At 35.8% G+C, this 13632-nt stretch carries 11 protein-coding genes and 2 pseudogenes; 8 read left to right on the top strand and 5 right to left on the bottom strand.

Annotated features, from left to right (window positions below; genetic code table 11):
• The first annotated feature begins 77 nt into the window (after positions 1-77).
• The 3 genes and pseudogenes from BW942_RS21700 to BW942_RS08440 all read left to right on the top strand — a co-directional run.
• Positions 78-1190: a C39 family peptidase gene (locus BW942_RS21700; protein ID WP_017861790.1), complete on the top strand. Its 1113-nt coding sequence runs from the start codon at positions 78-80 to the stop codon at positions 1188-1190.
• A gap of 9 nt (positions 1191-1199) precedes the next feature.
• Positions 1200-2039, top strand: coding sequence for a hypothetical protein (locus tag BW942_RS08445; protein WP_000674082.1), 840 nt, complete (start codon positions 1200-1202; stop codon positions 2037-2039).
• Positions 2040-2233: 194 nt separating this feature from the next.
• Positions 2234-2524 (top strand): annotated as a pseudogene (locus BW942_RS08440) (TIGR04388 family protein); the annotation flags it as partial.
• Between the two features lie 60 nt (positions 2525-2584).
• Here BW942_RS08440 and BW942_RS08435 read toward each other — a convergent pair.
• Positions 2585-3535: an integrase core domain-containing protein gene (locus tag BW942_RS08435; protein ID WP_001083434.1), complete on the bottom strand. Its 951-nt coding sequence runs from the start codon at positions 3533-3535 to the stop codon at positions 2585-2587.
• Positions 3536-3791: 256 nt separating this feature from the next.
• Between BW942_RS08435 and BW942_RS08430 the strand changes: the two genes are divergently transcribed.
• Together BW942_RS08430 and BW942_RS08425 are read left to right on the top strand one after the other, a co-directional pair.
• Complete coding sequence (locus BW942_RS08430) at positions 3792-3983, top strand: hypothetical protein (RefSeq protein ID WP_001246227.1); 192 nt, start codon at positions 3792-3794, stop codon at positions 3981-3983.
• 134 nt (positions 3984-4117) lie between these two features.
• Positions 4118-4552 carry a hypothetical protein gene (locus tag BW942_RS08425; protein WP_001233909.1) on the top strand — a complete coding sequence of 145 codons (435 nt, stop codon included), beginning with the start codon at positions 4118-4120 and terminating at the stop codon, positions 4550-4552.
• A 94-nt stretch (positions 4553-4646) separates the two neighbouring features.
• Here BW942_RS08425 and BW942_RS08420 read toward each other — a convergent pair whose 3' ends face one another.
• A complete protein-coding gene (locus BW942_RS08420; protein WP_001191772.1) occupies positions 4647-4976 on the bottom strand; it encodes a type II toxin-antitoxin system RelE/ParE family toxin in 330 nt (109 codons plus the stop codon).
• A gap of 383 nt (positions 4977-5359) precedes the next feature.
• Entirely contained in the window at positions 5360-5485 is a 126-nt protein-coding gene (locus BW942_RS21970) for a hypothetical protein (RefSeq protein ID WP_002070288.1), read from the bottom strand.
• A 613-nt stretch (positions 5486-6098) separates the two neighbouring features.
• On the opposite strand from BW942_RS21970, the pseudogene BW942_RS21695 reads away from it, so the two are divergent.
• Positions 6099-6340: pseudogene (locus BW942_RS21695) on the top strand (hypothetical protein); the annotation flags it as partial.
• A 119-nt stretch (positions 6341-6459) separates the two neighbouring features.
• On the opposite strand, the gene leuS reads toward BW942_RS21695, so the two are convergent.
• Entirely contained in the window at positions 6460-9051 is a 2592-nt protein-coding gene (gene leuS, locus BW942_RS08410; RefSeq protein ID WP_001199946.1) for a leucine--tRNA ligase, read from the bottom strand.
• 478 nt (positions 9052-9529) lie between these two features.
• Between leuS and BW942_RS08400 the strand changes: the two genes are divergently transcribed.
• Together BW942_RS08400 and BW942_RS08395 are read left to right on the top strand one after the other, a co-directional pair.
• On the top strand, positions 9530-10312 hold the full coding sequence (locus BW942_RS08400; protein WP_000942282.1) for an ABC transporter ATP-binding protein: 783 nt from the start codon (positions 9530-9532) through the stop codon (positions 10310-10312).
• The gene (locus BW942_RS08395) at positions 10309-12846 is read left to right on the top strand and encodes an ABC transporter permease (RefSeq protein WP_000669547.1); all 2538 of its coding nucleotides are present in this window, start codon (positions 10309-10311) and stop codon (positions 12844-12846) included. The genes BW942_RS08400 and BW942_RS08395 overlap by 4 nt, the downstream gene beginning before the upstream one ends.
• Before the next feature lie 318 nt (positions 12847-13164).
• Here the strand turns inward: BW942_RS08395 and BW942_RS08390 are convergent, their stop codons facing one another.
• Positions 13165-13449 (bottom strand): hypothetical protein, encoded by a 285-nt coding sequence (locus tag BW942_RS08390; RefSeq protein WP_000714458.1) that lies wholly within the window; start codon positions 13447-13449, stop codon positions 13165-13167.
• Between the last annotated feature and the right edge of the window lie 183 nt (positions 13450-13632).

The following is a 13632-nucleotide window of genomic DNA, read 5'->3' as shown; positions in this document are numbered from 1 at the left end:
ATAGAGAAAGTTTTGATTTTGAGGGTTCGACGTAGATAAGAAAGGGTGGAGAGCCGATTCTTGACAAGAAAGGAAAAGTGATAGGAAAACAACCGCATTACTACGAATCAGCGAGTAATCAATATCACAAAAATGACCGTTTGTATATCGAGCCGACGGCGGACGGAAAAGATATCCAGTTAAAACAGTATCAGAGAGAGGGTGAGTATTATACTAATCCTAAGATATATGACAAATATCTAAACTGGACAGGTAATGTAGACTTTGCGGGCAACTTACCACACTTGAATCCGAGTGATCCGAATTCAGTTAGGTTCCATGTAGATTATACGGACAAGTTTGCAAATGAGCGAGGTTATCACTTTGAGAAGGATGGGAATGGTAAAACGAAAACACATACGATGAACGTAGACGGAGAAAGTCGTAGTTATATCAATACAACAGACGGCGGTCGAGTGTTGCTTGGATATACGGCATCGACTCAAAGAGAAACGTATTACCAGGATTTAACAGCAAATAACAAAAAGATAATATATGAATTACCGAAATCGGGAGATCACTTAGATCAATCAGGGATTTGTAATTCAGCGGCGCCTGGAACTGTAATGCGTGGACTTGGATTTAAGATGACGGATGCCCAAGTCCATGATTTTGGCCGTTCTCAGATAATGATAGCGAGAGAAATCCAAGAATACGGTGTAACACTTGCGAATAAAAAGAACCCAGATGGCATCAAACCGAGTGGAATAACCATTGAAAAGATTTCTGAGAAGGCATTGTCTCATTTTGGTTTTGAAATTCCACAAAAGGGAAGCGTTTACAATGATGTGAAGAAGCCGACGATACCAAAGCGCGAAGACTTTGATTCTGATTTCGCCTTAGAGCAAGAGATGAGAGGGTACAATAACAAACTTGAAGCTCGAGCCAAAAGTTCCTTGGACAAAGTAAAACCTTGGATCATCGACCAGATTAAACATGGAAATGCAGTGGTGGCAGGAGGAGATTTTACCGGATACGGTCACGTAGTGACAATTGTTGGATATGATTCAAAAGGATATATCGTACATGACTCTTGGGGAGATGCAAATGTAAAAAAATACAAAGGCACAGGAACATCGGGCCAATATGTGCATTACCCATTTGACAAATTTTCGCTTGGATATGGATATATCTTAAGGAAGAAGAAATAGGAGATTAGTATGAAGTTCGTATATTCGCTTTTTGTATTGTTTATTTTAGGATTGAGTGTATCGGTTTGGGGACAAGCCGATCCGTATCCAGTTAAAGATTGTATTGGCAAAGATGGAAACCCTGAGTTGTACAAAATCCCGAAGATGAAGGAAGGGGATGTAATCAAAGGCACTTGGTATGATATCTTTTCTGGAACGCCCGGCGATGCTGTGGATTGGGCCAGTAGTTTTTACAAACATCCAAAAATTGCATCAAAATATTCTAATGCAACAAAACCAAAGGACTTTGTAAAACTTAAAGAATGGGCGGAGTCGACTTGTGGAAAGTCATCGCCTTACGGAATTCAATACAACGAAATGCATTCAGCTTGTTTTGATTTGTCTAAGAACAAAGGAATTGGTGAAGTTGTTCTTTCTCCGATTACATTAGAAGAAAAGAATATTTATTTTCAGTTATCTTTTATAACAAAAGACAATTTTATTAACAAGCTATTTACTCAAATTTCCTTTCCCAAAAAAGTGCGTTTTTATTTTTTAATTCCGGAAGAACTGGAAGGTGGTCCGCGAGGAGGGAAGATATTCAAAAACTTAAAACTAGTTTCTTTCCAAGAAGCAGGAATTCCGTTTAAAGAAGGTTATTTGAAGGTTCCGATCCAATCGTATGACAAGATACGAAGCCAATTCAAAGTAGATCGAAAAAAAGTATATCATGATAACATTATCGTGGCGACTGAGATTTTGGAAATCTATGAATCGAAAGGAAACGGAGAGGATTCAAAAACTTGTATCGATGAAATCTCCAATACCCTTGGTGAAAAATATTATCAAAAGGAGCTGATGAAGCCATAACAAAATGGTTTTGCATGAAACGGACAAAACTTTGACTTACAACTGCGAAAGCGATCGAAGCGAAAATACTGCAATGCAATATGATTTAAAACATTGTTACTTTTGAATATACGAAGAATTTGAAATGTTGCTTTGCAGATTGAAGCGAAGAGCGCGTTTTCTCGAAGCGCTAGCGTAGAGAAATTCGCCCCTAACGCACTTGGAGCGGGGATCAAGTAGGCCTAGCGAGTGCGAGTGTAAAAGAATACGGTAAACAAAACCACTGGGATCAAGCTAAGATAGATCTGTGGTCCAGACAAGCGTCTGACTTTGTAGTAAGACACCAAGCAGAAAGAGAAATACAGAAAAGGGACAATTTACTGTTAGGTGGTAGTTTTATTACAGGAAGCCCTGGATCAGTATTGTTGTTAGATAGAAAATTATTTAGCGGTGGTTTAACGAGTTTAATAACCAAAGGATATAGAGGAGTAGCTACTACATTAGCAGTGCCCTAGTCCAAAAACCGTCGTTTGTATAGTTATTTAGAAATTGACTACTAACGTATGTTAAGCGACATTTTGAAACGGAGCCTCGACATTTATATAAATATGATGTAAGCCCCCAAGGACTTTTCGTTTGATAACTTTGGAGGTATAAGAAGAAAAAGTAACAGCTCGACCACAGGGAGAATCTTTGTTAAGAGCAAGATGTGGTCTCCAAAAGTTGTAGTAATTAACATATTCCGATGTAATGGCTTGGGCATGACCCAAAGAGAAGATCGGAATATGATTTAGACATTCTCTCCTTACCGACCCGAACCAACGTTCCATGATACCATTGCACCAGGGTGCAGACATTGGAGTATGAAGAGATTGTATTCCTAGCGATTCTAATCCATTCAAAAGCTTTCTTCCTGAAAATAAAGTATCATTGTCCCAAAGTAAAATTGCAAATTCTGGAAAAAGCGATTTAGCTTCTTGAATTTGTTTCAAAACCCAGTCTCTTGTAGGATTGGTAGTGATATTTAGATGCACAATCTTTCTGGACGCGATATGAATGAAGCTGAGAGAATAAAGAGTAGTTCCGTAAATGGTTTGAATTCTACAAAAATCAGTTGCAACTGTATATTCTTTGATTTGATAAATTAGGTTTAACCAAGTGGTTAGATGGCCTTTGAAAGGATTATTTCGTTTTTGAATTCTTCGAATTATCCTTTTAACGGAAGATAGAGAGATATCGTATCCAAGTAAAAGAAGTTCGGAATGAATTCTGGATGCACCCCAAGTGATATTGTTTACTAACATATCTTTAATATGGTAATATTTTTCCCAGTATTTTCGTAAACTGGGACGTCCTTTCTTTTTCTCAAGTTTCAAAAAATGTGACCATTGTACTTTTAGAATTTTGAAAACATGTAAAACTTGTTTTGGAGAGAATTTCCAGAGAAAGACGAAGATAAGATTTTCTGTGATGAGAAACCAGAGCCAAGGCAAGTCAGAAACAGAACATGAGTTCATTTGGATATTGACACATTTTTTTTAGTTTCGTCATAAAATGTGATAGACGTAAAAATAGAAAGGAAGTTCATATTTATTAATTTGTGAATATAAAAATATATTTAAATCACAAATTAGGTTCAGGAATTTTTTTGTGCTAAAAATATATGTATTGAATCACTTTTGCAAAAACTGGCAACGTTACGTGTACACGAAGCAAATCGTTTTAACGTTAGCCTCTAATTTTTGAGAAAACACATCTGAAGAGGTGAGTCACATGAGAAATAGTTATATGTTGGGTGAAGCAGTGAGAAACCGAATAACAGGTCAAAAGATGTATGTAGACGCGGCTTGGAATCCAGAAGTGACTTGTGTATATTTTGATCCGAAAACGGATGTACTTGTAAAGGTGGAAGTACCTCCAGAAGACTTAGAGAAGGTAGAGGAATTACTTTTCAAGCGTGTATGAATGTATGTTTTAAGATTTGAGTAAAATGTAATACTGAAAAGTAGAGATTAGCAAGGATTTGCCCGGTAAAATACCGGGCTTTTTTTGTGCATGAGCTTTAAAAAAGTAAAGGTTAGAAAAAAAGAAAAACAGAAATGAGAAAGTATATGAGTGTAGTTATATATACGTTTTTGGTTATATCCCTTTGCGCTCAAACAAACTGTATGATTGACGATCCTGGAACGATTTCAGGAGCTGAGGCCAACCAGATTATAACAGAAAGAGTATTGATAAAGATGTATAGTTGTGGACTTGTGAAATATACGTATGATCCGAAAGATAATAATCCGGACCCGAACATGCGAGCGCTTTCTAAAGAAACGGCAAATATATTTTTCTTAATGGCGACGATATTTGTGAGGTTTGAAGCTTTGGGACTTTATGAAAGATACAAGTTGAAAGACATTCATGATTGTGCGGACGACTTGGATTTAGTAAAATGCGAAGAACTAGAAAGAGGATGGAATACGGACGTCAACATGGGCTGGTTTATTGGTAGCTTGGTATGTAAGGACGTGCAAAATAGATAATATTCAGTATTTTAAATGTGGTATTTTGGAAAAGATTCTATTAGCCCGGTGAAAGGCCCGGGCTTTTTTATTTAGTGGGATTTACTGAATTTGATTATAGATTCTTAATGATTTTTTCTAAATCTTTGTCGGAGATATTTTCTTTTTCAGATTTGTCGTAGATGGAAACGAGAAACACAGTTTTTTCTACGAAAACGACGCAAGAAATGACTCTTGCGCCTCCCGATTTCCCTTTAGAAGCGATTGGGATACGGATCTTGTAATAGTTTTGCCCGATTGGAATACCTGAGTTGTTTTTGAGAGAGGGCCAGAATTTTGAGATAGACTGGTATTTTTTAGAGAGTTGTTTAAGTTCCTTCTCAAAGTGAGGAGGGCTCGATTTTAAAGTTCGTCTAAAAGTTGTTTCATTAATTTGGCTTTGCATTTCCCCGCTCGAATTAGTTTTGCTTCTTTAAATTTTTGTTTGATACCATTTAGAATTTCTTTCTTTTCTTTTTCGGTTAGGATTTTGAATTTTACAGAGGAAAGAACTTTTAGAATTTAGAGAAGTGCTTGAGCTTTGTTGTCTTTAATATCGAGAAGGATTTTCATGTGTTTAATATTTCTTGGGAGATTTGTTATTTTGTATTGATGTGAATGTTCTTACGGATTTTTTCACGAAACAGATATGCTGCAATTAGGTCTTTGATCGATTCCTTTTTTCTTGCGGAAGTGTTGTATTCTTTTGAACATTTCGAGAAGTTCTTGGTCTTCTAAATTTACACGAGCGGCACGTTATCTGAATTCTCATCGAGAAAATAGTTGTAGTTACTCCGAGAACTTCCGTAAGGACTTTTTGAGTTTGTCAGTAAAAGATTTTGAATTTCCTTGTTTATACCAACCGATATGATCGTAATTCAGGTGGGTCAATTGACCGACTTTTTCTTGAGACATTTTTTTCATGACTCTCAATTGGTGAAACTTTCAGGAAATTGATCTTTGATCTTTGATCTTTTGTTTTGACGCCATTTTCCTTCATTTAATCGCTTAAAATTCACTCTTGTCCGATTAAAAAAATTTCTATTTTTAATGTGAATTCGGTGTAAGAAAAAATTTTCTAAAAAGTATGAGTTCCCACAATTTTAGAATTCATTCTTAAAACTGTGATTTGTAATAGTTCCCACATTTTCATAAAAGTTCTATTTCCACTACAATCAAAGTAAGGAAGTTGCTTTTCTTTTGTTTGTATTCTTTTCCATTTTTTTACTCCAAATTCACTTTAAATAATTTGTCGTAAAAAATCATTTTCTTTCAGAAGAAATCGGGACCATGGATTTTTACCCGACCGTCCTATCACTATACAAAATAGCTTAAGAACGGTTCGGAAGTTTTACTACTCGGATGTATGAAAACAATAAGATTCTGAAGCTATTTCAAAACTTTAAAATGTGGGAACTCACATAAAAAAGCCAACAATTGCAAATAAGATATAATTTTTTGAGAATTTCCGAGTCTTTGTAAAATCGCCTATTCATATTCTGGTACTATTTTGATACGTCTGGGTAGTAAAAATTATTTTAGAGCAAAACAACCGAAAGGAGAAGTTTTATTTGTAGAAAACATTCTGCAATTTTAAAACGGATCAAAATACTTTTGAAAAGATAGATGATTTGACGGAATGTGGAAATGACACGTATGTAATCACTTTAAAAAAGTGAAACCTTGAGCTACAAGAAGTTTACAATTTTTGATGTGAGGTCAAAGGTGTGGGGGAAGAATCCGAAATCTTGTAAACGAGGCCGAGAATAATAAGAAGCCAATTCCAAAGCGGATTCCGATTTTAAAGAAAAAACACAATAAAATTCTAATTTAGAAAAAATGAATGTGTAAAAATAAAAAGAATTTTTTGTCTAAAATTCTACAATCCCTCAACCAATCACAAGATTGACTAATTTTCCAGGAACATAAATTTCTTTACGAATTGTTTTCCCTTCCAAGATACCTTTGATCTTATCTAGATTTTTAGCCATCGAAATAGCATCTGATTGAGATACGTCTTTAGGGGCTTTGAATTCGTCTCTTAACTTTCCATTCACTTGAACCACGATTAAAATTTCAGATTCAACGAGATACTGAGGATCTGCTTCCGGAAATTTTTCATAGGAAAGGGATTCCATTTTACCCGAACGTTTCCAAAGTTCTTCCGCAATATGAGGAGCAAACGGGGCCAAAAGAAGAATAAAAGATTCTAAAACTTTTTTAGGTCTTCTATCTGAAGGAGTGAATTCGTTCACAAAAATCATCAGTTGTGCGATCGCAGTGTTAAAAGAAAAGTTTGGAATGTCTTCGTTGACTTTTTGGATTGTTTTATGAAGAATTTTCAATTCTTCCGGAGTAGGTTCGACATCATCTAAACGAAAAGATTCTTGGGAACCAGAATGAAAGAGTCTCCAAATTCTATTCAAAAAACGGAATACACCTTCCACACCTCTTGTGCTCCAAGGTTTAACCATTTCTAAAGGACCCATAAACATCTCAAAGAGTCTAAGGCTATCGGCACCGTATTCTTTAATTACGTCATCCGGGTTGACAACGTTTCCGAGAGATTTAGACATCTTACGTTTGTCTTCTCCTAAGATCAAACCTTGATGGATCAATTTGTCGAACGGTTCTTTGGTGGAAACAGCTCCAATATCAAATAAAAACTTATGCCAAAATCTGGAATAAAGAAGATGAAGTACCGCGTGCTCCGAACCACCTACATAAAGATTTACTGGCATCCATTTCTTTTCTAACTCTGGATCACAAAGAAATCTTCCGTTTTTAGGATCTATATAACGCAGATAATACCAGCAAGAACCTGCCCATTGAGGCATCGTGTTCGTTTCTCTAGTTCCGATTTCTCCCGTTGACGGATCTTTGTATTGGAGCCAATCTTTGGCGAGTGCGAGGGGAGACTCTCCCGTGCCGGAAGGTTTAAATTCTTCTAAATTAGGAAGTACTAATGGAAGCTCTGATTCTGGAATTGGTTTTGTGACTCCAGAAGGATAATGGACCAAAGGAATTGGTTCTCCCCAATATCTTTGTCTTGCAAATAGCCAATCCCTCAGTTTAAATTGTATTTTTTTCCTACCGATTTTTTTGGATTCTGCCCAAGAAATAATTTTAGAAGAAGCGGAAGTATAATCCAATCCGTTGATCGAAATTTCGGAAGAAGAGGAATTGATACACGTAGAAGTTTTAGAATCAAAGGCTGCTTCTGAAATTTCACCTTCGATAACCGGAATAATTTTTAATCCGAAGGTTCTTGCAAACTCAAAGTCTCTTTGATCATGAGCCGGAACGGCCATGATCGCTCCTGTTCCGTATCCGTATAACACATAATCGCTGATCCAAACCGGAATTTTTTGAGAAGGATCTGCAGGATTAAAAACAAAAGTTCCTGTAAAAACCCCTGTTTTTTCTTTATTCAGTTCCATCCGATCCAAATCACTTTTTAAAGAAGAAGTTTTTTGGTATTCTTCCACTTTTTGTTTTTGTTCTGGGGTTGTAATTTCGGAAACGATTGGATGTTCCGGAGCTACTACCATGTAAGTCACTCCGAAAATAGTATCCGGTCTTGTGGTAAAAATTCGGATTCCTTCTAAACCGCTTTGCAGAGGTTTTAAAAATGGAAATGTAATTTCAAGCCCCTCACTTTTGCCGATCCAGTTTTTTTGCATCTCTAAAGTAGAAGGTGGCCACTCGACTAACTCAAGATCTTCTAAAAGGCGATCGGCGTATGCAGTAATTCGCATCATATATTGGCGCATCGGTTTACGAACTACTTCGTAACCTTTACCGACCCATTCTTCCACTTCTTCGTTTGCGAGAACGGTTCCAAGAGCTTCACACCAATTGACTGGAATTTCCGCCTGATAAACCAATCTGAAATCAGAAAGGATTTTCTCTTTTTCGACTGGGGAAAAATTTTTCCATTCTTCAGAGTTGAATTGTCTGTAGTCCAGGCCGTTCGAACCTTGATTGGAAAATCTACGGATGAGTTCGTTGATAGATTCTGCTTTTTTAAGTTCAGGGTTAAACCAAGATTGATAAAGTTGGATAAAGATCCACTGGGTAAATTTATAATAATCTGGATCGGTTGTAGACAATTCACGAGACCAGTCGTAGGAAAGGCCGATCATTTGAATTTGACGACGAAAGTTATCGATATTGTCCTTTGTGGTGATTGCAGGATGAATTCCGGTCTGCATTGCATAACGTTCTGCAGGAAGTCCAAACGCATCCCAACCCATAGGATGCAGAACTTCAAAACCTTTCATCCTTTTGAATCTGGAGAGAATGTCGGTTGCCGTATATCCTTCCGGATGACCTACGTGTAATCCGGCCCCGGAAGGATAAGGAAACATATCCAAGCAGTAGAATTTCGGTTTAGAAGACCGGATATTTGTTTGAAAACTTTTGTGTTCTTCCCAAAATTTTTGCCAAAAAGATTCTACTTCCTGAAACGGATATTGCATTTCGATCCTTATTTTCTGACTGAGTCTATGACCTTAATTAATCTTTGAAATGTTTTACTCAAACAAGATTTACAAAGATCATATTGGTAAAGTTGTGCGACTTTTGATCTGCATCCGGCGCAAATCAAGATGTAGTCTCCTTTCGATTGTGTTTGTTGTTCTTCGAGTAGATACATTTTACTCCCAGATTTATCCATAAAGTTTTGTTTTATTTACAGTGTGTCAATAAATCCGCGAAGACACGAGATCCAACAACATTCCTTCGCGGCGAATTGGAGATTACGTTATAAAAACCAGGTAGTTTAGAGTCAAAAAAAATTAGCCGACATTGATCGGAAATGAGTAGAATTTTTTTTAAAAAAAATCAGATCTTTTGTTTTAAATGGAATACTTTTTTAAAAGCAGGTTTTCAAACTATGATAGTAGAATGCTTGGAAATTTATTTCTTTTTTAAATCCGATAAGGAAAGGTGTTTCGTTTGTTACAAGTAAAAAATTTAAATAAGTCTTATTTAGTTTCCGGAAAAAAACTAGAAGTGTTAAAAGACGTCTCGTTTCAAATTGAAGAGGGTGAATTCATTGCAATCATAGGACCTTCTGGTTCAGGAAAGTCTACTTTGCTTGCAATTTCAGCGGGTTTAGATCGTCCTGACAACGGAGAAATCATGTTAGACGGCGTTCCTCTTCTTCAAAAAGACGAAGACGAGCTTGCTAAACTAAGAGGGGAGAAAATAGGTTTTATCTTTCAGAATTTTCAGTTGATAAAATCTCTCAATGCATTGGAAAACGTCTCGTTACCTCTTGTCTTAAATTCAAAATTGAGTTCTACGGAGATTAAAGATAAAGCTTTAACTTGGTTGGAAAAAGTTTCTATGAAAGAAAGAGCGTCCAACTTTCCGGGACAACTTTCCGGAGGAGAAGAACAAAGGATAGCAATTGCAAGATCTTTTATACACAATCCTAAAATTCTTTTTGCAGACGAACCTACGGCTAACTTGGATAAAAAAAATGGTGAAACGGTAATGAATTTACTCGCAGAGTTGAATCAAAAAACTTCTTCTACTTTGATTGTAGTTACTCATGATCGCTCCGTTGCGGAACTTGCAGATCGTATATTAGAAATGAGTGATGGACGCATTATTAAAGAAATGTATGGAAAGAAAAAAAAATCTTTAAATAAACCAAAAATTCTTTCTTCAGAAAAAAAGTCCGTATCTAAACATACTTCTACAAAAAGAAAAGTTTCTGCTAAAAAAAGATGAAATTTAAATTATTAATTCAATCCATCGCGCGCGACTTTCGATCTAGAAAAAGTTCAGCTTTGCAAATTGTCTTGGCGATTGTGATCGGAACCGGTTCTGTTACGGCGATTCACGCTTATAGAGAAGAACTAAGTCGTTCTATTTTAAAAGAAGCGCGGACTTTAATGGGTTCCGATTTGCTCGTTCAATCCTCATCTCCGTTTACTCGGGAGCAAAAAGAATTTATGTCTCAAAGGTTGCCAAAAGGCTCCGAAACCTCTGAACTCGTGCAGTTTGCTTCTATGCTTCGCAATCAGGAAAACGACGAAACTACACTTTCTTTGATTAAAACAGTGTCCGGGAAGTTTCCTTATTACGGTGAAATCATTACTGAACCCGCAGGTGTGTATCGTAAATTAAAAGAAGGTGAAATTCTTCTCGAAGAAAATTTAATTAAAAATTTAAAACTTAAAATTGGTTCTTCTGTTTCGCTCGGAGAAAGAGATTTTATTTTAAAAGGAAAAGTAATCAAAGAGCCAGGGATTGCGGGAAGTTTTCTTTCAATGGCTCCTACCGCGATTATATCTGGTTCTTCTCTTGTATCTACAGGATTGGAACAAAGAGGATCTAGGATCAGCTATATGATAGCGGTCAAACTCAAAGATCCTTTGATTGCGGGAAAATATAAAGAAAATCATTTCAAAGAGTATATTCAAAAAGACTTAACTCTTTACGATTCGACAGAAACTAATTCCGGTTCTAGAAAATTTTTAACTAACACTTTGGATTTTTTCAGTCTACTCGGTTTATCCGCGTTTTTTTTAGGAGGAATTTCCATCTTACTTGTAAGTAGAGCGGGTATTAGAGAAAAATCCGGGGCGATTGCGGTCTTAAAGTGTTTGGGAGCAAGTCCTAATGCTGTAAGTTGGATTGTATTAGGAGAATTATTTCTATTTTCTTTGATCGGATCTGTTTTCGGAATATTATTTGGAAATATATTATTGAAATGGATTCCAGATCTAGCAGGAGAGGAAATACTCAGTTTTCAACCTACGATAGGATTTTCTTCCTTGTTTTGGGGGCTTTTGATTGGAGTTCTGATTCCATTTTTTTCTTCGATTGAATCGTTGATCGAAATTAGAACGTTAAAACCAATCCTTGCTCTCAAACAGGAATTTCAGGAAGAAACAAATCAAATTCCTAAATTTAGGGTCACTCAGATTTTGGGTTATTTAATTTTATTCGTTTTATTTTTCGCTTTGGCTTGGTGGGAAACGGAAAGTGCTCTAAAAGGTTTGATTTTATGTTCTATTTTACTAATTCTTCCGTTAATCATATTTTTAGTATATTCTGGAATTAGAATATTTATATCTAGGCTAAGGGATCGAAATGACTTTTCTCCTTTTGTTCGGTTTATCGTTGGTAAATTTGACAGACCTGGAACGTCTCTTTCCCTTTCGATCATAGGATTGACAAGTTCTCTATTTATTCTTCTTTTATCTTTAATTGTAAGTGAAAGTCTTTTAGAATACAGCGGAGCCAAAGATAAAGAAAGAAGACCCAATCTGTTTGTTTTGGATATTAGAGCCGAACAAAAAGAACATTTTGAGGAAGTTGCTAAGGAATTTGGAGCAGAGAAGTTGATAGTCGCACCCGTAATTGGAGCTAGATTATCTAAGATCAACGGCGAGGTGGTAAAAAAAGACGAAACCGAATCTTCCGCGTTAAGAAGAGATTGGAGATCCACCGCGAGGACGAGAGAATATTTTCTTTCCTATAGAAATGAACCGTATCCTACGGAAAAAATAGTGGAAGGAGATTTTTGGAGAAAAGGAGAAGAAGATCAGATTTCAATCGAAAAAGAATTTTCTACATATCTAAAAGTTAACTTAGGAGATAGTCTTTCGTTTTTGGTCAGTGGAGTTGAAGTAACAGGTGTTATACGAAATTTTAGAACCGTAAACTGGGCGGATATGAGACCTAACTTTGTGGTTTTGTTTTCCAAAGGGATTTTGGAAAAGGAGCCTAGTTATTATTTGAGTTCTTTAAGAATCGAATCAGAAGAAAAAAGATATGACCTTCAAAGAAATCTGATTTCGAAATACCCGAATTTGACAATCATCGATACGGATAAAGCCGTGCGTGCATTTTTAGGAATTTTGGAAAAGATTTCCTTTACAATTCAGCTGATGACCGGATTGATTTTAGGCGCTTCTTTATTGCTCGTTTTAACCGCTTTAAATTCAAGCCGTAAAGAAAGGATCGAAGAGACTACTTTATTACGTATTATAGGGGGAACTTCTGTTTTTTTAAAAAAAGTTTTTTTGTGGGAAGGAATTCTTTTGGGTACGTTTTCATTTTTGTTGGCTTTGTTTTTGGCTTGGATTGCGAGTATTTTAATAGGTAAACAGGTTTTAGAAATAGAAATGTCTTATCCATTTTTTGAATACTTGTTTGTTTATATATTTACGATTTTTGCAACTACTTCGGTTTATTATCTGAATCTGAGAGGAGAATGGAAAAATCCTCCCGTGAGTTTTATGAAGGCGATTTAAAATTTGATTTTACTATTTTAAATTTTTATAATAAACTTTTAATTTTATCGTGGTTATAAAATGAGAATATTGTTTCTTCTCTGTAAAACAACAAGTCTAGAAAAACGGATTCCTTACTTCGAAACCACGTTGTTAAACAGAACAGAATTTTAAGTAACGTGAGTTCGTGGAGAAAATCTGGGAGAATCGCTCGCGTTACAAGTTGTGAGGGATTAGTGGCGAGTGGTTAAAAACTTTACAAAGTTCCCTAATCCCTAACTCCTAACCACTCGTTACTTGAATTACTTTCGCCTTTTTTAATATTGATTGAGAGTCTTATCAATTTGAAGCGAAAAGTTTGTATGTCGAAATATTAATTTGAGCGGAACAAACCTTATAATTGGAAGCGGTAGGACAAGAAGCTGTTCCACCTACTTTACAACCTTTGTCTTGACATTTTTTTCTGTTATCAAATGTATCAGAACCGGTGTATCTGCAATAATCTCTACAAAGATCTGTAGAACCAGAAGTACAAATATAACAACCATCTGCGGAAAGATCTTTAATTAGAAATAAAGAAATTAAAATCGTGAAAGTAAAAAACAGGCCTTGAAATTTTTTCATACCTTAACCCCTTGATTGATGATCTTAGAAATTTTAACTTTGTTGTAAAGGTTAAAAAGACTTTAGAATTGTCTTAAAGTTTCAAAAAAGTTAAACGAGTATGTTCGTTTAGTAAATGTTAAAGGACATTAGAGTAATTGAAAAATTCAATAATGAAGATTAACAAAATTGATTGAATCATTC

Origin of the sequence: Leptospira interrogans, from assembly GCF_900156205.1 — a bacterium.
GTDB lineage: Bacteria > Spirochaetota > Leptospiria > Leptospirales > Leptospiraceae > Leptospira > Leptospira interrogans.
Note: the sequence above shows the minus strand (reverse complement) of the source record. Positions and strands in the feature narration are given on the sequence as shown.

Bases quoted from the DNA above. Each gene is read 5' to 3' on its own strand.
- leuS (WP_001199946.1), bottom strand. From the start codon at position 9,051: ATGCAATATCCGTTTCAGGAAGTAGAATCTTTTTGGCAAAAATTTTGG.
- BW942_RS08445 (WP_000674082.1), top strand. From the start codon at position 1,200: ATGAAGTTCGTATATTCGCTTTTTGTATTGTTTATTTTAGGATTGAGT.
- BW942_RS21970 (WP_002070288.1), bottom strand. From the start codon at position 5,485: ATGTCTCAAGAAAAAGTCGGTCAATTGACCCACCTGAATTACGATCAT.
- BW942_RS08430 (WP_001246227.1), top strand. From the start codon at position 3,792: ATGAGAAATAGTTATATGTTGGGTGAAGCAGTGAGAAACCGAATAACA.
- BW942_RS08425 (WP_001233909.1), top strand. From the start codon at position 4,118: ATGAGAAAGTATATGAGTGTAGTTATATATACGTTTTTGGTTATATCC.
- BW942_RS08395 (WP_000669547.1), top strand. From the start codon at position 10,309: ATGAAATTTAAATTATTAATTCAATCCATCGCGCGCGACTTTCGATCT.
- BW942_RS08435 (WP_001083434.1), bottom strand. From the start codon at position 3,535: ATGAACTCATGTTCTGTTTCTGACTTGCCTTGGCTCTGGTTTCTCATC.
- BW942_RS08420 (WP_001191772.1), bottom strand. From the start codon at position 4,976: ATGCAAAGCCAAATTAATGAAACAACTTTTAGACGAACTTTAAAATCG.
- BW942_RS08390 (WP_000714458.1), bottom strand. From the start codon at position 13,449: ATGAAAAAATTTCAAGGCCTGTTTTTTACTTTCACGATTTTAATTTCT.